The sequence below is a fragment of the Streptococcus sp. NM genome (genome assembly GCF_003390135.1).
GTDB lineage: Bacteria > Bacillota > Bacilli > Lactobacillales > Streptococcaceae > Streptococcus.
Window position 1 is genome coordinate 730781 of the sequence record NZ_QUOS01000001.1, and the last position, 18170, is coordinate 748950.

The following is an 18170-nucleotide window of genomic DNA, read 5'->3' on the forward strand; positions in this document are numbered from 1 at the left end:
GAAAGCTATGGCACATATTCTCTTGGCTGTAACGGGCTCAATTGCCTCTTACAAGTCGGTAGATTTAGTCAGTTCTCTAAAAAAACAAGGCCATCAAGTCACTGTCTTAATGACTCAGGCTGCTACAGAGTTTATCCAACCTTTGACACTACAGGTCTTATCACAGAATCCTGTCCACTTGGATGTCATGAAGGAACCCTATCCTGATCAGGTTAATCATATTGAACTTGGAAAAAAAGCAGATTTATTTATCGTAGCCCCTGCAACTGCTAATACTATTGCAAAACTAGCCCACGGAGTTGCGGACAATATGGTGACCAGTACTGCTCTAGCCTTGCCAAGTCATATTCCCAAACTCATCGCACCAGCTATGAATACAAAAATGTATGACCATCCGGCAACTCAGGCTAATCTGAAAACATTAGAAGCCTACGGCTATCAGCTGATTGCTCCTAAGGAATCCCTACTAGCTTGTGGCGACCATGGACGAGGAGCTTTAGCCGACCTCACAATTATTTTAGAAAGAATAAAGGAAACTCTCGATGAAAAAACGCTCTAATATTGCACCTATTGCTATCTTTTTTGCAACCATGCTCGTGATTCATTTTCTGAGCTCACTTATCTTTAACCTTTTTCCATTCCCAATCAAACCGACCATTGTTCACATTCCTGTCATTATCGCCAGCATTATTTACGGTCCACGAGTTGGAGTTACACTTGGATTTTTGATGGGGTTACTTAGTTTGACGGTTAATACAATTACGATTCTACCGACAAGCTACCTCTTCTCACCATTCGTCCCAAACGGAAACATCTATTCAGCTATCATTGCCATCGTCCCACGTATTTTGATTGGTTTAACTCCGTATCTAGTTTATAAACTGATGAAAAATAAAACTGGTCTTATTTTAGCTGGTGCCCTTGGTTCACTTACCAACACAGTCTTTGTCCTTGGTGGAATTTTCTACCTTTTTGGAAATGTTTTTGATGGTAATATCCAAAAACTCCTAGCAACTGTTATCTCTACAAATTCGATTGCTGAATTAGTCATTTCCGCAGTTCTAACCCTAGCCATTGTTCCACGACTACAGACTTTGAAAAAATAAAAACAATCTCCACTTTCATGCTTGAAGGTGGAGATTTTGCTCTATACAGTTTCTTTTTAGTGAAATCATTACCAATATTTAATTTAAAATGACCTATAAACTCAAGTAAATCCTTGCTTTATTGTCTTGTTTATTGTACTATACTAGTGTATATACAGATAAAAAGGAGATTCTTATGAATACACGGAAAAAGACACAATTTATGACAATGACTGCCCTTTTAACGGCTATTGCGATTTTGATTCCAATTGTTATGCCTTTTAAGATTGTCATTCCTCCTGCTTCCTATACTTTGGGGAGCCACATCGCTATTTTTATCGCTATGTTCTTGTCGCCCTTGATGGCAGTTTTTGTCATTCTAGCCTCTAGTTTTGGATTTTTGATGGCTGGCTATCCCATGGTTATCGTTTTTCGAGCTTTTTCCCATATCTTTTTTGGGACTTTGGGAGCTCTTTACCTACAAAAATTCCCCGATACCCTAGATAAACCAAAATCTTCCTGGATTTTTAACTTTGTTTTAGCGATTATCCATGCCCTTGCTGAAGTATTAGCCTGTGTCGTTTTTTACGCCACTTCCGGTACCAATATAGAAAATATGTTTTATGTTCTCTTTGTTCTAGTTGGATTTGGCACAATTATCCATAGTATGGTAGACTATACATTAGCACTAGCTGTCTATAAAGTGCTTCGAAAACGCCGTTAAAAGGAAAAGCTATGACAAAAGATCGCAAACAAGCCCTGCTCCAACTCTTGAAAGAAGCTCCTAAAGCCCTCAACGGCCAAAGTTTGGCGGAACATTTTCATGTCACACGTCAGGTCATTGTGCAGGACATTGCAATTTTGAGAGCCGATGGAGCTCCTATCCTATCCACTAATCGTGGCTACGTCTATAAGCAAATTGAAACCAATCCTTATGTTCACAAACTTTTCAAAGTGAAACATGAAGTTGAAGAAATCGGTCAAGAACTCCTTGCTATTGTTGATAATGGTGGACGTGTTCAAAATACCTTGATTGACCATCCAGTTTATGGAGAAATCGAAACCTTGCTGAAACTGTCTTGTCGCAGAGATGTGCAACATTTTCTAGAACAAGTCGAGCATTCTGATTTTAAACCTTTATCTGAATTGACAGATGGTATCCATTACCACCTAGTTGAAGCCGAAACACAACAAGACCTCCACTATATCGAAGAGGCCTTGGATCAGCTAGGTTATTTAGTAAAAGACTAGAAGATTTTCTTCTCCCAATCATCTTCTGTACGACGAGGGTAGAAAAACTCTGACTTGTCAGGAGCTTCCATCATCTCCATCAAGAGTAACATATCATAGGCCAGATCCAAGTTTGGAATCTGGTCTTTTTGCACCCAAGAAACTTCTCCTTCATCTGAAGAGCGAAGAGTACCAGAGAACTCAGTCGCCTTATAACAAACGACAATATAGCGCCCACCTGTATCTAGTGGCCAATTTTTAATGCCGACAAGTTGAGGATTTTGGATAGTCAACCCTGTTTCTTCATAGATTTCACGAATGACAGACTCTGCGAAAGACTCGCCATTTTCTACATGGCCTCCTGGAAAGGCATAACCTGACCAGCGATTAGTTTCAGGAGCACGGTACTGCATAACCACGCGCTGGGTTTCTATGTCTTCAATCAGACAAATGTTTGTTAAAATTGTTAATTGGGAACGGGACATAAATTTACTCGCTTTCTAAATTAGATAACTTTTTCATGGCTAACTTCAGACTTCATAATGAAGGGATTAATTCGTTCGTGGTAATCATTTACTTCATGAAGCAAATATCCTTTTTTAATGACAATTTCTTGTTCCTGAACTTCAAAATCAAGTGTTATTGGAATAGGGATTTGTGGCATAAAGGCAAAAATAACAAACATAAATATCCATATATATAAACTACAAATAGTACTACGGATTCCATCAAAAATACGGTATCGTTCCTTGAAACAATAACTAAGAATATGCGCGATAACCAAAATAACTGGTACAAATTGTCCTGTTTTAAATATAATGGGAATGAATGGTATTCCAAATATTCCAAAGAGAAGGTCTAGAATTACCAGATGTCTACAAAAACGAATAAAAAGAGTAATCACTAAAAGGAAAAGCCAACTATCCCAAAGAATGGGAGTAAACGATAAACCAAATATTGATAGGCAAAAATCGATAAGGACAAATCCTAGTAAAATCAGATAGACTACTCTAAATAAAGTTAAGTGTTTCAAAATGGATGACTCCTTTTCTTTTCATGTTTATACTTCAATAATCGATGGACTGTATGTTGTTCCAAATCCATTATTAATATCGAACTAAAATACTTAATGAAAAAGTTTTTAGTCATTATTAATTCCATAATCCTTCATTTTATGATTTTGAATTTTTAAAGTTGTCTTGCTACCAGAACGATAACTTTTCCCACTTTTTCCGGCGTAATAATAAGAGATTTCATAAAATGCGTCTGCAAGGTCTGCGCTATCTATTCCATTTTCGATAAACTCTGTCAGACCACCTTCACCATTAAAATAATCCTTGTATCCTTCTTCTAACACAATATCTTTATAGATAACATGACCTTTAATAATTCCATTTTCCAGAAATTCATCAATAGGGAGATCATATAAACCTTGAAAAGGTTTCCCCTCCTTACGATTCTTATCTATGAGATCATAATATTCTGTAATATTCTCTGCTTTCTCATCGACACTCCAATAAGTATTTACATATTCTAGATTTGGATTCTCAAATTGCTTGAAAAAACTCTCTACTTTTTCTTTATATGAAATTGTTTCTGGTTTATGATTGAGAAGTTCATGTGCCATCCCTGAGAATTCTTGTAACATTGTTTTTGTAGTCCCATCATAAATCAATTCCCCCTCTGTTTTTTTAGGATTACTTTTTGAGGATTTTGGATGATAAATCAAAACATCACTCGCAGTAATACTTCTCCCGTTAATTTCTTCACTATATAAGTATTCAATTTTATAGTCTTGAGAAAGCCATTTATCTCTAGAAAAGTTTGTAACCTTCACATTACCTTTAAAGCCATACAAATCAAGAGTTCTTCTAGTAGCAATTTCTACTTCCTTTATATTTGCTTCGGGGAAAATATCATAAGTTGTTGTGAAGAATAAGAAAGCAATACGTAGAATAAAAAATAAAGGGACTATATTTACAACAAAAAATAGAAACAGTAACAGTTTTTTCATGACTACATTCTCCTTGTAAGCAATTCAATTATAAATTTTATTTAGTATGGGTATTCCTACCCAAGCGCCTTGACTTCCAACATCATATCCCTAATCTGAGCTGCCAGTTCAAAGTCAAGCACTTCAACTGCTTCTTGCATTTGTTTTTCAAGTTTCTTGACCAGTTCTTTGCGTTCTTGTTTGTTAAGGCTATTGATATCGACTTCTTTGTCCTCTTCCTTAGCAACTGCCTTGGTCACAGCAATCAGGTCACGAATTTCTTTCTTGATGGTTTGTGGAACGATACCATGTTCTTCATTATAGGCCATCTGGATTTTCCGACGGCGAGCCGTTTCATCAATGGCACGTTGCATAGACTGGGTAACGGTGTCCGCATACATGATGACATGACCTTCACTGTTACGAGCAGCACGACCAATGGTCTGGATAAGACCACGTTCATTACGAAGGAAACCTTCCTTGTCAGCATCAAGAATGGCTACGAGACTCACTTCGGGAACGTCAATCCCTTCACGGAGCAGGTTGATTCCGACCAAGACATCAAAGACACCCAAGCGCAGGTCACGGATAATCTCTGTCCGCTCCAAAGTCTTGATATCCGAGTGCATGTACTTGACCTTGATGCCCATTTCCTTGAAGTAGTCGGTCAAGTCTTCTGACATTTTCTTGGTCAAGGTTGTGATAAAGGTACGCTCATTTTTCTCAACACGGGCATTGATTTCACCTAAGAGGTCATCAATCTGTCCCATAGTCGGACGGACTTCCACCTCAGGATCCAAAAGCCCTGTCGGACGAATGATTTGCTCAATCACTGTCTCGGTCTGTTCATTTTCATAGTCACCAGGTGTCGCTGAAACGTAAACAATCTGATGCACATGGCTTTCAAACTCTTCGCGACGTAAAGGTCGATTGTCCAAGGCAGACGGCAAACGGAAACCATAATTAACCAGCATTTCCTTACGCGAGCGGTCTCCATTGTACATGCCCTTGATTTGCCCCATGGTCATGTGACTTTCATCAATCATAATCAAGAAATCATCTGGGAAGAAGTCAAGAAGCGTATAAGGAGGCTCACCTTCGCTACGACCATCCATGTGGCGTGAGTAGTTTTCAACACCGTTGGTATAGCCCATCTCGCGCAGCATTTCGATATCATACTCTGTACGTTGCTTCAAGCGCTGGGCTTCTAGCAATTTACCTTCCTTTTCAAAGATAGCTAACTGCTCCTCCAACTCGGCCTGAATCTTGGCAATGGCAACTTCCATGTGGTCGTCATTGGTCACAAAGTGAGTAGCTGGGAAAATAGCCAAATGATCCACTTCTCCCAACACCTGACCAGTCAGAGCCTCAACCTCACGAATACGGTCAATTTCGTCTCCAAAAAACTCTACTCGAAAAGCGTGTTCATCACGAGATGCTGGGAAAATCTCCACTACATCCCCACGAACTCGAAATTTTCCACGTTGGAAATCAATATCATTTCGCTCAAACTGAATATCGACCAAGTCATTTAAGAGTTTATCACGAGAAATTTCAAGACCTGGACGGAGACTAACGACACTATCAGCGTATTCCTTGGGCGAACCCAAACCATAGATACAAGAGACTGAGGCCACGACAATAACATCATTACGCTCCAAAAGGGCTGAAGTAGCAGAGTGGCGGAGTTTGTCAATCTCGTCATTGACAGAGCTATCCTTTTCAATATAGGTATCGCTAGAAGGGACATAGGCCTCAGGTTGGTAATAATCATAGTAAGATACGAAGTACTCAACTGCATTTTCAGGGAAAAATTCCTTAAACTCCCCATAGAGCTGGCCTGCTAGAGTTTTATTGTGGGCGATGACCAGAGTAGGTTTATTGACTTTGGAAATGACCTGACTCATGGTATAGGTCTTCCCTGTTCCGGTCGCCCCCATCAGAATCTGAGCTTTTTCTCCACCCTCGATATTATCAACCAACTGCTCGATAGCTTGTGGTTGATCTCCTGATGGTTGATATTTTGATACTAGTTTAAATTGATTATCTGTAATACGATTGATCATAAGAATCCTCTCTCGATATGCTATTCCTATTTTAGCATACTTATAGCATTTTCACGAAGAAAAGGACGGACCGAAGTCACATCCTTTCATTTTCTTTCTTTAATTGATAGGCAAGATAGACAATCAGCAGTAGCAAGACTAGACTTATCATAATGGAACCTTCTATCCCAAAAGAACCACCTGATAGCCAGCTCTGATCGCCTTGTGGTAAAAAGGTCATCAGAGACGTTCCTGATGGTTGACCACTAACTAAAATCCCAAAGAGATTACCCTGAGCAAAATTCCAGGCGCCATGAATACCTGCAACACCCCAAACTGTATCAGTTTTGAGAAGGTAAAGAGACATGGCAACTCCGAATAAAAAGAGATTCGCTAGAGATAGAGGGGTTAGACCAGAATTGCCCATATGAAGTAGGGTGAAGAACAGGCTAGATATAAGAACAGCCAGTTTTAGATTGGTTCTTGAGGCCAATTGAGGAAGGAGCCAAGCACGGGCCACCACTTCTTCTGTTGTCCCCTGTAAAATCCAAAATGGGATAGTCAAGACAACAAAGGTAAGAGAATAAGGATTTAAGTGAATAGACTCAAAACGATATTGCCCTAATGCTACTAAACCTAACAAGGTCAGAAGAAAAAGTGCCAGACCTAGCCCAAATCCTTTCAGAAGATTGCTGAGGAAATTCTCTCTATAAAATCCCAAGGTTCGAATAGGTCTTTTCTCAACTTTTCTAGTCCATCTGAACACAGTATTGAGAACGAATCCAAAGGCCAGCAATTCTAAAATTAAACGAAAGTCACTTGTTTTATCCGTCAAGCTCTGTTGCAAGGTCTGCAAGTAGGTTGCAAGATTTTGGCCAGCCTCTCCAAAATTTCTAGCAAGTCCGATGAGAGCTAACAAGCTAATACCATACAAAGTATAAGCCACAAACTCTCCTATAAAGACAAAAACAAAGGCTAACAAGGGGCTTGTGTAAATGTTTAATCTCATTTGAGAAGCTTGAAAGTCTTTAAAAATTCTTTTGTTCTTCATATCTCCGTTCTCTTTTCTTCTATTATATACTATTATTATAGCACTTTGTGGTAGCAGTTCAAGAAAGAAATAAAGGGCTTTTATGTTATATCTTCTAACATAAAAGCCCCTAGATTTGCATTTTTTAGTTTTTTCTGATATAATGGAAAAATATTCGGAAAAGGAGACTAAAAATGAAGAAAAAATTTCTAGCATTTTTGCTAATTTTATTCCCAATTTTCTCATTAGGTATTGCTAAGGCAGAAACAATTAAGATTGTGTCTGATACCGCCTATGCACCTTTTGAGTTTAAAGATTCAGATCAAACTTATAAAGGAATTGATGTTGACATTATTAACAAAGTCGCTGAGATTAAAGGATGGAACATTCAGATGTCCTATCCTGGATTTGACGCAGCGGTGAATGCAGTTCAAGCTGGTCAAGCTGACGCTATTATGGCAGGAATGACAAAAACTGCAGAACGTGAAAAAGTTTTCACAATGTCTGATACTTACTATGATACAAAAGTTGTCATTGCAACTACAAAGTCACACAAGATTAGTCAGTATGACCAATTAAAAGGTAAAACTGTTGGTGTTAAAAATGGAACTGCCGCTCAACGTTTCCTTGAAAGTATTAAGGACAAATACGGCTTTGCTATTAAAACATTTGACACTGGTGATTTGATGAACAACAGCTTGAGTGCTGGTGCCATTGATGCCATGATGGATGACAAACCTGTTATCGAGTATGCTATTAACCAAGGTCAAGACCTCCATATTGAAATGGATGGTGAAGCTGTAGGAAGTTTTGCTTTCGGTGTTAAAAAAGGAAGCAAATACGAGCACCTAGTCACTGAATTTAACCAAGCCTTGGCTGAAATGAAAAAAGATGGTAGCCTTGATAAAATCATCAAGAAATGGACTGCTTCATCTTCTTCAGCAGTGCCAACTACATCTACTCTAGCAGGATTAAAAGCCATTCCTGTTAAAGCTAAATACATCATTGCCAGTGATTCTTCTTTTGCACCTTTTGTGTTCCAAAACTCAAGCAACCAATTTACTGGAATTGATATGGACTTGATTAAGGCAATCGCTAAAGACCAAGGTTTTGAAATTGAAATCACCAACCCTGGTTTTGATGCTGCTATCAGTGCTGTTCAAGCTGGTCAAGCAGATGGTATCATTGCTGGTATGTCTGTCACAGATGCTCGTAAGGCAACTTTCGACTTCTCAGAATCATACTACACTGCTAATACAATCCTTGGTGTCAAAGAATCAAGTACCATTGCTTCTTATGAAGATTTGAAAGGGAAGACAGTCGGTGTTAAAAACGGAACTGCTTCTCAAACGTTCCTAACAGAAAATCAAAGCAAATACGGTTACAAAATCAAAACCTTCGCTGATGGTTCTTCAATGTATGACAGTTTAAATACTGGTGCCATCGATGCGGTTATGGATGATGAACCTGTTCTCAAATATTCTATCAGTCAAGGCCAAAAATTAAAAACACCAATCGCTGGAACTCCAATCGGTGAAACAGCCTTTGCCGTTAAAAAAGGAGCAAATCCAGAATTGATTGAAATGTTCAACAACGGACTTGCAAACCTTAAAGCAAACGGTGAATTCCAAAAGATTCTTGATAAATACCTAGCTAGCGAATCTTCATCTGCTTCAACAAGCACTGTTGATGAGACAACTATCTGGGGCTTGCTTCAAAACAACTACAAACAACTCCTTAGCGGGCTTGGTATCACTCTTGCTCTAGCTCTTATCTCATTTGCTATTGCCATTGTTATCGGGATTATCTTCGGTATGTTTAGCGTTAGCCCATACAAATCTCTTCGTGTGATTTCTGAGATTTTCGTTGACGTTATCCGTGGTATTCCATTGATGATTCTTGCAGCCTTCATCTTCTGGGGAATTCCAAACTTCATCGAGTCTATCACAGGCCAACAAAGTCCAATTAACGACTTTGTAGCTGGGACTATTGCCCTCTCACTCAATGCGGCTGCTTATATCGCTGAAATCGTTCGTGGTGGTATTCAGGCCGTTCCAGTTGGTCAAATGGAAGCCAGCCGAAGCTTAGGTATCTCTTATGGAAAAACCATGCGTAAGATTATCTTGCCACAAGCAACTAAATTGATGTTGCCAAACTTTGTTAACCAATTCGTTATCGCTCTTAAAGATACAACCATCGTATCTGCTATCGGTTTGGTTGAACTCTTCCAAACTGGTAAGATTATCATTGCCCGTAACTACCAAAGTTTCAAGATGTATGCAATCCTTGCTATCTTCTATCTTGTAATTATCACACTTTTGACTAGACTAGCGAAACGCTTAGAAAAGAGGATTCGTTAATGGCAAAATTAAAAATTGATGTAAATGATTTACATAAGTATTATGGAAAAAATGAGGTTTTAAAAGGAATTACAACTAAGTTCTATGAAGGAGATGTTGTTTGTATCATCGGCCCTTCGGGTTCTGGTAAGTCAACCTTCCTCCGTAGCCTTAATCTTCTAGAAGAAGTCACTAGTGGTCACATCACTGTGAACGGTTATGACTTAACTGAAAAAACAACTAACGTTGACCACGTCCGTGAAAATATCGGAATGGTGTTCCAACACTTTAACCTCTTCCCTCATATGTCTGTATTGGACAACATTACCTTTGCTCCTATTGAGCACAAGTTAATGACTAAGGAAGAAGCTGAGAAATTGGGAATGGAATTGCTTGACAAGGTTGGGCTAGCAGATAAAGCTAATGCTAACCCAGATAGCCTATCAGGTGGTCAAAAACAACGTGTGGCTATCGCTCGTGGACTAGCAATGAATCCAGACATCATGCTCTTTGATGAACCAACTTCTGCCCTTGACCCTGAGATGGTCGGAGACGTACTAAACGTTATGAAGGAATTGGCTGAGCAAGGTATGACCATGATTATCGTAACCCATGAGATGGGATTTGCCCGTCAGGTTGCCAACCGTGTTATCTTTACTGCAGATGGTGAATTTCTTGAAGACGGAACACCTGATCAAATCTTTGATAACCCTCAACACCCACGTCTGAAAGAGTTCTTGGACAAGGTCTTAAACGTCTAAACTCAAACTGTAAGGATTTCCTTGCAGTTTTTTTCTATCTCGTATTGGATTTTTTGATTTTTCGGAAAATTATGTTAGAATTAAGTTTATGAAATGAGGTTTCCTCATACCTAGCAAGACTAGGAATAAAAATAGAAATTAGGTAGCTAGATGTCATCTAAGGTTATTGTTACAATTTTCGGTGCGAGTGGAGACCTGGCTAAACGCAAGCTCTACCCTTCCCTTTTTAGACTTTATAAATCCGGCAATCTTTCCGAGCACTTTGCAGTCATTGGAACTGCTCGTCGTCCTTGGAGCAAGGAATATTTTGAATCTGTTGTAGTCGAATCGATCCTTGATTTGGCAGATAGTACCGAACAGGCTCAAGAGTTCGCTAGTCACTTCTACTATCAAAGTCATGATGTCAACGATACAGAACACTACATTGCTTTGCGTCAATTGCAGGCTGAACTAAATGACAAGTACCAAGCTGAACACAACAAGCTCTTCTTCTTATCTATGGCGCCTCAGTTCTTTGGAACTATTGCCAAACACCTCAAGTCTGAAAACATTGTGGATGGTAAAGGTTTTGAACGTTTAATCGTTGAGAAGCCATTTGGTACAGATTACGCAACTGCAAGCAAGTTGAATGACGAGCTCCTAGCAACATTTGACGAAGAACAAATTTTCCGTATCGACCATTATCTTGGTAAGGAAATGATCCAAAGCATCTTTGCAGTTCGCTTTGCAAACTTGATTTTTGAAAACGTTTGGAACAAGGACTTTATCGACAATGTTCAAATTACCTTTGCGGAGCGCTTGGGTGTAGAAGAACGTGGTGGCTACTATGATGAGTCTGGTGCCCTCCGTGACATGGTACAGAACCACACTCTACAACTGCTTTCCCTCCTTGCCATGGACAAGCCAGCAAGCTTCACAAAAGATGAGATTCGTGCTGAAAAGATTAAGGTCTTTAAAAATCTCTATCATCCAACTGATGAAGAACTTAAAGAACACTTTATCCGTGGTCAATACCGCTCTGGTAAGATTGATGGCATGAAATACATCTCTTACCGTAGCGAGCCAAATGTAAATCCAGAATCAACAACTGAAACCTTTGCATCTGGTGCCTTCTTTGTAGACAGCGATCGCTTCCGTGGTGTTCCTTTCTTCTTCCGTACTGGTAAACGTCTGACTGAAAAAGGAACTCATGTCAACATCGTCTTTAAACAAATGGATTCTATCTTTGGAGAACCACTTGCTCCAAACATTTTGACCATCTATATCCAACCAACAGAAGGCTTCTCTCTCAGTCTAAATGGGAAGCAGGTAGGAGAAGAATTCAACTTGGCTCCTAACTCACTGGATTACCGTACAGATGCGACCGCAACTGGTGCTTCTCCAGAGCCATACGAGAAATTGATTTATGATGTCCTAAATAACAACTCAACTAACTTTAGCCACTGGGATGAAGTTGGTGCGTCATGGAAATTGATTGACCGTATCGAAGAACTCTGGGCTGAAAATGGTGCCCCACTTCATGACTATAAAGCTGGAAGCATGGGACCTCAAGCCAGCTTTGACTTACTTGAAAAATTCGATGCCAAATGGACTTGGCAACCAGATATCGCCTATCGTCAAGATGGTCGTTTAGAATAAAAAATTTCCTGCAAGTTTGTAGCTTGCAGGATTTTTGCTTCTGATTAGATTAAGCCTTCCAAGAGACTCTTCATAAAGTTTTCTGAGTTAAACTCTCCAATATCATCGATTTTTTCACCAAAACCAATCAATTTTACAGGAATATTGAGTTCTTCACGGATGGCTAAAACAACACCACCTCGAGCAGTTCCATCAATCTTAGTCAAGACAATTCCTGTTAAAGGGGTAATTTTTGAAAATTCTTTGGCCTGTACCAGGGCATTTTGACCCGTTGATGCATCAAGAGCCAAGAAGGTTTCATGTGGTGCTTCTGGTACAACACGTTTGATAATACGACCAATCTTTTCCAGCTCAGCCATGAGGTTGTCCTTGTTTTGCAGACGACCAGCGGTATCAATCATGAGAATATCAATACCTTCAGCTACGGCACGTTCCATGCCATCAAAGACCACACTGGCTGGGTCAGCTTTTTCAGGTCCAGTCACAACTGGAACGTCCACACGACGGCCCCATTCAGCTAGCTGGGCTACCGCCCCTGCACGGAAGGTATCTGCCGCAACAAGCATGACCTTCTTACCAGCTTGCTTGTAACGATGAGCTAATTTCCCAATAGAAGTTGTCTTCCCAACACCGTTAACACCAACAAAGAGCATAACTGTCAAACCATCTTGGAAATGGATTTGTTCATCGTAGTTGCCATCCTTTTCGTAGAGTTCAACCAATTTCTCGATAATGACACGGCGAAGTGCGTCAGGTTTCTTGGCGTTTTCAAGCTTGGCTTCGTAGCGTAGCTCCTCTGTTAAGTTAGATGCAACCTGGACACCAACGTCACTCATGATAAGCAGTTCTTCCAATTCCTCGAAAAATTCTTCGTCAACAGAGCGGAAATTAGCAAAGAAGGCATTTAAGCGAGCTCCAAAGCCCGTACGCGTTTTCTTAAGACTGCGGTCATATTTTTCCTGAACAGTTTCTTCTACTTGAGTCATTTCTGGTTCAAGCACTTCAGAACTATTTTCTTCTACAGTTCCTTCCTGCTCAGGATTCTCTTTCTCTACGACTTCTTCTGAGTTTGGAAATTCTTCTATTTCTTCTTGAGAAACCTCTACAGCTGGCTCTGAATTCAGACTTTCTTCAAATGTGTCTTGATTATCCTCTTCTTCGAGCAAAGATTCTTCAGCAACTTCTGCTACTTCTTGAGAAACTTCCTCAGCTTCTGTGAAGGCAGGATCAGTATCTTCTGACAAATCAAGATTTTCCAGAGCTTCTTTTACAACTTCTTCGATTTTAGGTTCTTCTTTTTTTCCGAATAGACGGTCAAATAATCCCATATCTTAGTTCTCCTTTAGCACATATTCTTCGATTGCCCAGGCGACAGCTTCCTCATCATTGGTCATTGGAGTCACTACATTTGCGACTGCCTTGACTTCAGGAACAGCGTTTTGCATGGCAACACCGAGCCCTGCCCATTCAATCATAGAGAGGTCATTGGCCTCGTCACCACATGCCATAACTTGGCTTTGGTTGATTCCAAGATGGCTGATTAGTTTTGCCAAACCTGTTGCTTTATGAACATTCTTTGGTGACCACTCTAGCAACATTTCCCGCGATTTAAAGATTTCATATTGGTCAAACAATTCTGGAGAAATCTTCTGAATAGCTGCATCCAAGGGTTCTTGAGCAAAGGCAGTCACACATTTATTATAAGTCATTTGACTAGATAAGTCTGCAAAGTCCACTGGAACAAAAGTCAAAGCTGGATTGAATTTGGCATAAAGACTTTCTTGGTCGGATTGAATTTGATAAACAGTTCCTTCTGAGATAGCATCAAGAGGCAGTGATAATTTCTCTGTTTCCTCATACAAGCGTGCCACATCATCATATGAAAAGACTGTTTTATCAAGGATTTCACCTGTATTTTTCTGAACCAAACCACCATTAAAAGTAATCGTATACTCATCTTCGTGGCCGTCAGTCCCTAGCTCATGGAGAAAGAAATCCATGGCTTTTAAGGGACGACCAGTTGTCAATACGACCTTGATACCACGATCACGCGCAGCTTTCAAGGTTTCCTTGGTACGATCCGTCAGCCTTTTATCAGTAGTCAGCAAGGTCCCGTCCAAGTCCAATGCAATCAATTTTATATCTGCCATTATATGCCCTCCATATAAGCTATAACCGACTGGTCCTTATGGTGACCAATCACTGTCTCTGCTAATTCTAAAATTTCAGGTCGTGCATTTTCAGGAGCTACAGGATGTCCCACAACCTGCATCATATGTAAGTCATTTAGATTGTCTCCAAAAGCCATAACCTGATCCATTGTGATACCAAGTTTTTTAGCTAATTCAACAATGGCCACTCCCTTATCGACATAGTCCAGAACAATATCAATGGATTCAAAGCCAGTTGTCATGGCCTTAACACCAGGAACATGTTCATTAACCCAAGCCTCCCCAGCTTCAAGCGTTTCTTCTGTGAAGTTGGTCGTAAATTTGAAAATGTCATCTTTAATATCTTCCAGAATCGCTACTTTTTGGATATTTTCATTATAGTGCTGACTCGCTTTCAAATAGGTCTCATCAACCGTATCTAGAACATAAGCTCCCTTTTTTCCCGTCAAGAGCAGTTTATTGATGTCTACATAAGGTGACGTTTTCAGCTTTTCAAAAGTCGTCAAATAAAACTCACGAGACATGGTCGCTTCATACAAGTCCTGACCTCGATACTCTACCAAACTGCCATTTTCCGCGATAAAAATAATGTCATCACGAACATCAGCAAATAATTTTTCTAAGGATAGAAATCCGCGCCCCGAAGCTACCGCAAAGTAAATCCCTTTTTCCTTGTAGGAAACCAAGAGAGACTTGAGGCGGTCCATATCAAAGCGTCCATTCCCATCTAGGAAAGTTCCGTCCATATCCGTTGCTACTAGTTTAATCATAAAATCTTTCTTACTCCGATTAGTAAATCTACCTCCTATTATACCATAGATAAGTAGAAAAAGGACTAGTCTATCAGCTTTGCTTCTCTTTTATCCTTCTCTACTAGCTAGTGCTGTTTCTAACTTTTAAAAAGCTCGTAAAATTAAAATCGTGCAACTTTTTTCAGATACTTTTAAAAGATTGATTTCATTATCTGTTTCCTTTATACTGGATAAAAAGGAGAATAATATGTCAGAAACAAATCACGAAATTGATTCAAATTTTGCGGGTCGTTTAAATATCCTACGAGCGGGTGTTCTTGGTGCCAATGATGGAATTATTTCCATTGCTGGTGTGGTTATCGGGGTTGCTAGTGCTACAAGCAATATCTGGATTATCTTTTTATCAGGATTTGCAGCTATCTTAGCTGGTGCCTTTTCAATGGCTGGTGGAGAATATGTGTCCGTTTCAACTCAAAAAGATACTGAGGAAGCAGCCGTTGCGCGTGAGCAAGTCTTGCTAGATCAGGATATGGAACTAGCCAAAAATTCCCTCTATGCTGCCTATATTCAAAATGGTGAGTGTGAAACATCAGCCCAACTTCTCACCAACAAGGCCTTTTTAAATAATCCGCTTAAGGCTTTGGTAGAGGAAAAATATGGGATTGAGTATGAAGAGTTTACCAATCCTTGGCATGCTGCTATCTCTAGCTTTATTTCTTTTTTCCTTGGTAGCTTACCACCAATGCTTTCAATTACCGTTTTCCCAAGTGAATACCGCATACCTGCTACTGTCCTTATCGTCGGTGTGGCTCTTCTTCTCACTGGTTACACTAGTGCCAAACTTGGAAAAGCCCCAACCAAAACAGCTATGATTCGAAACTTGGCTATTGGCCTCTTAACTATGGGAGTTACCTTTCTGCTAGGACAACTTTTCAGCATTTAATACTCTTCGAAAATCTCTTCAAACCACGTCAGCGTTGCCTTGCCGTATATATGGTTACTGACTTCGTCAGTTCTATCTGCAACCTCAAAGCAGTGCTTTGAGCAACCTGCGGCTAGCTTCCTAGTTTGCTTTTTGATTTTCATTGAGTATAAAATACAAGAAATACCTCGATGTTGAAGTCGAGGTATCTTTTTTTACATTTGGACAATCTTGCGATAACTTCTTGAAGTAATCATGAAAATCAGCACATAGGCGATGAGGAAGATAGCGCAGATAGACAAGGTCACGATCAACATCATATTCGTATCTATTACACCAATCACTTTTAAAATCAGACTAAGCATATGGTAGGCAAAGGCTAGATGTATGAAGGCAAAAAGCAAAGGAAGGAAGAAAACAGTTAAAATCTGTTTGTTGATGGTTTGCTTGATTTGCTTTTGATCTAAACCAACTTTCTGCAAGATAATAAAGCGCTCACGGTCTTCATAGCCTTCAGAAATTTGTTTGTAATAGATGACCAGAACGGTTCCGACCATAAAGATAATGGATAGGAAAATACCGATAAAGAAGACACCACCAAAGAGGGCACTCATTTGAGCACTAGCATCTGCTAGATTGCTACCATACACATAGCTACCTTCAGTGTTTAATTGAGCATTAAACTTTTGTAAGTATTTTTCATATTCTTCAGCGACTTTGAGTTGTTCTTCTTCACTGATATTTACATTTATACCACCGTAAAGCTGATTATAGATAGCCGAATCTGGAAATTGATCTAAAAATGCTTGTAAATCAGGTACAACAAGGTAATTGTAATCAGTAGTAAAAATATTAAACTGATTTGGGACATGGTTCACAATAAAATCTGTATTAAATTCTTCTTTTACAGAAAATTGATGGTTATTTAGAGTTAGAGCTTTCTGTCCTTTCAGTCCGTCATTTTTGGCAAAGAGACCGACCTCATTTCCTGATAGAGACAGTTTTTGACCAGTCATATTTTCATAATCTTTTTGGTCAAATACCATGAAGACTGTTTTAGGTTGGACACGATTTTGTCCTTTTTCAAAAATAGTTAACTTGGTTCCTTCTTGATTTGCAATACCAAAGTTACTGTAACGAAGCACTTCTTTCTCTTTGACACTATAACCTTTGTCACTTGCAAACTGGCTCAAGAGTTTGTCCAAATCTTCTTTTTCAACATTTTGTCCAGTAATGCCAAAGTCATGCGGATTCATCACTTTTTTAAAGGATTCTGAGGCATTGAAAATGCTTGTCGCTGCTGACATGGTTACCAAAACCATTGTTGACAAGATCGCGATAGTTGCTAGTCCAACCGCATTTTTCTTCATACGGAAAATCAAGTTGGAAACAGAGATAAGATTATTTGGTTGGTAATAGTATTTCTTATTTTTCTTTAAGATTTGGAGGAAAACGGTAATTCCTGCATTAAACAATAGATAAGTACCAAAGATAACCAGTAAAACAGCTAGGAAGAAGGTTGTTAGGGCTGTGAGAGGATCTTTTACAGTAAGGGCAAGATAGTAGCCAATCCCTAAACTTATGGAACCAAGAATAGTTTGTAGAGGTAGGAAACGACCTTTTTTCTCACCACTAGCTTTTTCACGAGAAAGCTGGAGGGCATTCATACGGGCGATTCGAAGGGCATTCAGGAACATGAGGCCTAGGAAAATCAATCCAAAGACAACAAGTACTGCAATGACAACATTCATTTGGAAGGTAGCGACCAGCTCAACCTTCAATTTCATCAGTTTGAGCAAGAAAGCGAAAATTAACTTGTCAAACAAGGCTCCAATACCGATACCCGCTCCAACAGTTAGAATCCCAAATACCACTAACTCCTTAAAGGTCATACTGATAAGATGACGCTTCTCCAAGCCCAACATGCCATAAATTCCTAGTTCCTTGGAACGGTTCTTCATGACAAAACTATTGGCATAGAGGACGATAATGGCTGACGCAAGGGTGACGACAAACATACCAAATCCAAGTGTAGCCTGAATGGTTGTTCCTCCACGGATTTCAGCAATCTTGGGATTGAAGGTTAGAGAGTAAAAGAGATAGGTGACAGTGACTGCCAAGAGAACAGCCAACGCAAAAGGATAGTAGAGTTTGCGGTTTTTAATCAAGTTCGATACCGCTAACTTATTGGTTAATCGAAACAT

At 39.6% G+C, this 18170-nt stretch carries 17 protein-coding genes; 8 read left to right on the top strand and 9 right to left on the bottom strand.

The window, feature by feature from the left end:
* Nucleotides 1–7: 7 nt before the first annotated feature.
* The 4 genes from coaC to DXN33_RS03765 all read left to right on the top strand — a co-directional run bounded on the left by coaC (nt 8) and on the right by DXN33_RS03765 (nt 2336).
* Complete coding sequence (coaC, locus tag DXN33_RS03750; RefSeq protein ID WP_115904382.1) at nt 8–559, top strand: phosphopantothenoylcysteine decarboxylase; 552 nt, start codon at nt 8–10, stop codon at nt 557–559.
* Nucleotides 543–1106, top strand: a complete 564-nt coding sequence (locus DXN33_RS03755; RefSeq protein WP_000747412.1) for an ECF transporter S component — start codon at nt 543–545, stop codon at nt 1104–1106. The genes coaC and DXN33_RS03755 overlap by 17 nt, the downstream gene beginning before the upstream one ends.
* 175 nt (nt 1107–1281) lie before the next feature.
* Nucleotides 1282–1809: an ECF transporter S component gene (locus DXN33_RS03760; RefSeq protein ID WP_070843034.1), complete on the top strand. Its 528-nt coding sequence runs from the start codon at nt 1282–1284 to the stop codon at nt 1807–1809.
* An 11-nt stretch (nt 1810–1820) separates the two neighbouring features.
* Complete coding sequence (locus DXN33_RS03765) at nt 1821–2336, top strand: transcription repressor NadR (RefSeq protein ID WP_033685158.1); 516 nt, start codon at nt 1821–1823, stop codon at nt 2334–2336.
* On the opposite strand, the gene DXN33_RS03770 is transcribed toward DXN33_RS03765, so the two are convergent.
* The 5 genes from DXN33_RS03770 to DXN33_RS03790 all read right to left on the bottom strand — a co-directional run bounded on the left by DXN33_RS03770 (nt 2333) and on the right by DXN33_RS03790 (nt 7404).
* The gene (locus DXN33_RS03770; RefSeq protein WP_115904383.1) at nt 2333–2800 is read right to left on the bottom strand and encodes an 8-oxo-dGTP diphosphatase; all 468 of its coding nucleotides are present in this window, start codon (nt 2798–2800) and stop codon (nt 2333–2335) included. The two genes, DXN33_RS03765 and DXN33_RS03770, sit on opposite strands and share 4 nt — an antisense overlap.
* A 20-nt stretch (nt 2801–2820) precedes the next feature.
* Nucleotides 2821–3348, bottom strand: a complete 528-nt coding sequence (locus DXN33_RS03775; RefSeq protein WP_115904384.1) for a hypothetical protein — start codon at nt 3346–3348, stop codon at nt 2821–2823.
* A gap of 108 nt (nt 3349–3456) precedes the next feature.
* Nucleotides 3457–4329, bottom strand: coding sequence for a hypothetical protein (locus DXN33_RS03780; RefSeq protein ID WP_115904385.1), 873 nt, complete (start codon nt 4327–4329; stop codon nt 3457–3459).
* 56 nt (nt 4330–4385) lie between these two features.
* Nucleotides 4386–6374 carry an excinuclease ABC subunit UvrB gene (gene uvrB, locus DXN33_RS03785; protein ID WP_115904386.1) on the bottom strand — a complete coding sequence of 663 codons (1989 nt, stop codon included), beginning with the start codon at nt 6372–6374 and terminating at the stop codon, nt 4386–4388.
* Nucleotides 6375–6450: 76 nt separating this feature from the next.
* Nucleotides 6451–7404 carry a CPBP family intramembrane glutamic endopeptidase gene (locus DXN33_RS03790; protein ID WP_115904387.1) on the bottom strand — a complete coding sequence of 318 codons (954 nt, stop codon included), beginning with the start codon at nt 7402–7404 and terminating at the stop codon, nt 6451–6453.
* Nucleotides 7405–7577: 173 nt separating this feature from the next.
* Here DXN33_RS03790 and DXN33_RS03795 point away from each other — a divergent pair, with 173 nt between their 5' ends.
* From DXN33_RS03795 to zwf, 3 genes are all read left to right on the top strand, one after another.
* Complete coding sequence (locus DXN33_RS03795) at nt 7578–9743, top strand: ABC transporter substrate-binding protein/permease (protein WP_115904388.1); 2166 nt, start codon at nt 7578–7580, stop codon at nt 9741–9743.
* A complete protein-coding gene (locus DXN33_RS03800; protein ID WP_049487244.1) occupies nt 9743–10483 on the top strand; it encodes an amino acid ABC transporter ATP-binding protein in 741 nt (246 codons plus the stop codon). The genes DXN33_RS03795 and DXN33_RS03800 overlap by 1 nt, the downstream gene beginning before the upstream one ends.
* A 150-nt stretch (nt 10484–10633) precedes the next feature.
* Nucleotides 10634–12121 (top strand): glucose-6-phosphate dehydrogenase, encoded by a 1488-nt coding sequence (gene zwf, locus DXN33_RS03805; RefSeq protein WP_020901424.1) that lies wholly within the window; start codon nt 10634–10636, stop codon nt 12119–12121.
* Nucleotides 12122–12165: 44 nt separating this feature from the next.
* On the opposite strand, the gene ftsY is transcribed toward zwf, so the two are convergent.
* Genes ftsY through DXN33_RS03820 form a run of 3 tightly spaced genes read right to left on the bottom strand, consistent with a single transcriptional unit; the run spans nt 12166 to nt 15062 of the window.
* Complete coding sequence (gene ftsY / locus DXN33_RS03810; protein WP_115904389.1) at nt 12166–13449, bottom strand: signal recognition particle-docking protein FtsY; 1284 nt, start codon at nt 13447–13449, stop codon at nt 12166–12168.
* Between the two features lie 3 nt (nt 13450–13452).
* On the bottom strand, nt 13453–14271 hold the full coding sequence (locus DXN33_RS03815) for a Cof-type HAD-IIB family hydrolase (protein WP_049544166.1): 819 nt from the start codon (nt 14269–14271) through the stop codon (nt 13453–13455).
* Nucleotides 14271–15062: a Cof-type HAD-IIB family hydrolase gene (locus DXN33_RS03820; RefSeq protein WP_115904390.1), complete on the bottom strand. Its 792-nt coding sequence runs from the start codon at nt 15060–15062 to the stop codon at nt 14271–14273. The genes DXN33_RS03815 and DXN33_RS03820 overlap by 1 nt, the downstream gene beginning before the upstream one ends.
* 229 nt (nt 15063–15291) lie before the next feature.
* Here DXN33_RS03820 and DXN33_RS03825 point away from each other — a divergent pair, with 229 nt between their 5' ends.
* Nucleotides 15292–15987 carry a VIT family protein gene (locus tag DXN33_RS03825; RefSeq protein WP_115904391.1) on the top strand — a complete coding sequence of 232 codons (696 nt, stop codon included), beginning with the start codon at nt 15292–15294 and terminating at the stop codon, nt 15985–15987.
* A 194-nt stretch (nt 15988–16181) separates the two neighbouring features.
* Here DXN33_RS03825 and DXN33_RS03830 read toward each other — a convergent pair whose 3' ends face one another.
* Nucleotides 16182–18170: an ABC transporter permease gene (locus tag DXN33_RS03830; RefSeq protein ID WP_115904392.1), complete on the bottom strand. Its 1989-nt coding sequence runs from the start codon at nt 18168–18170 to the stop codon at nt 16182–16184.

Coding starts and splice junctions, on each gene's coding strand:
- coaC (WP_115904382.1), top strand. CDS start 8: ATGGCACATATTCTCTTGGCTGTAACGGGCTCAATTGCCTCTTACAAG.
- DXN33_RS03755 (WP_000747412.1), top strand. CDS start 543: ATGAAAAAACGCTCTAATATTGCACCTATTGCTATCTTTTTTGCAACC.
- DXN33_RS03760 (WP_070843034.1), top strand. CDS start 1,282: ATGAATACACGGAAAAAGACACAATTTATGACAATGACTGCCCTTTTA.
- DXN33_RS03765 (WP_033685158.1), top strand. CDS start 1,821: ATGACAAAAGATCGCAAACAAGCCCTGCTCCAACTCTTGAAAGAAGCT.
- DXN33_RS03770 (WP_115904383.1), bottom strand. CDS start 2,800: ATGTCCCGTTCCCAATTAACAATTTTAACAAACATTTGTCTGATTGAA.
- DXN33_RS03780 (WP_115904385.1), bottom strand. CDS start 4,329: ATGAAAAAACTGTTACTGTTTCTATTTTTTGTTGTAAATATAGTCCCT.
- uvrB (WP_115904386.1), bottom strand. CDS start 6,374: ATGATCAATCGTATTACAGATAATCAATTTAAACTAGTATCAAAATAT.
- DXN33_RS03790 (WP_115904387.1), bottom strand. CDS start 7,404: ATGAAGAACAAAAGAATTTTTAAAGACTTTCAAGCTTCTCAAATGAGA.
- DXN33_RS03795 (WP_115904388.1), top strand. CDS start 7,578: ATGAAGAAAAAATTTCTAGCATTTTTGCTAATTTTATTCCCAATTTTC.
- DXN33_RS03800 (WP_049487244.1), top strand. CDS start 9,743: ATGGCAAAATTAAAAATTGATGTAAATGATTTACATAAGTATTATGGA.
- zwf (WP_020901424.1), top strand. CDS start 10,634: ATGTCATCTAAGGTTATTGTTACAATTTTCGGTGCGAGTGGAGACCTG.
- ftsY (WP_115904389.1), bottom strand. CDS start 13,449: ATGGGATTATTTGACCGTCTATTCGGAAAAAAAGAAGAACCTAAAATC.
- DXN33_RS03815 (WP_049544166.1), bottom strand. CDS start 14,271: ATGGCAGATATAAAATTGATTGCATTGGACTTGGACGGGACCTTGCTG.
- DXN33_RS03820 (WP_115904390.1), bottom strand. CDS start 15,062: ATGATTAAACTAGTAGCAACGGATATGGACGGAACTTTCCTAGATGGG.
- DXN33_RS03825 (WP_115904391.1), top strand. CDS start 15,292: ATGTCAGAAACAAATCACGAAATTGATTCAAATTTTGCGGGTCGTTTA.
- DXN33_RS03830 (WP_115904392.1), bottom strand. CDS start 18,170: ATGTTTCGATTAACCAATAAGTTAGCGGTATCGAACTTGATTAAAAAC.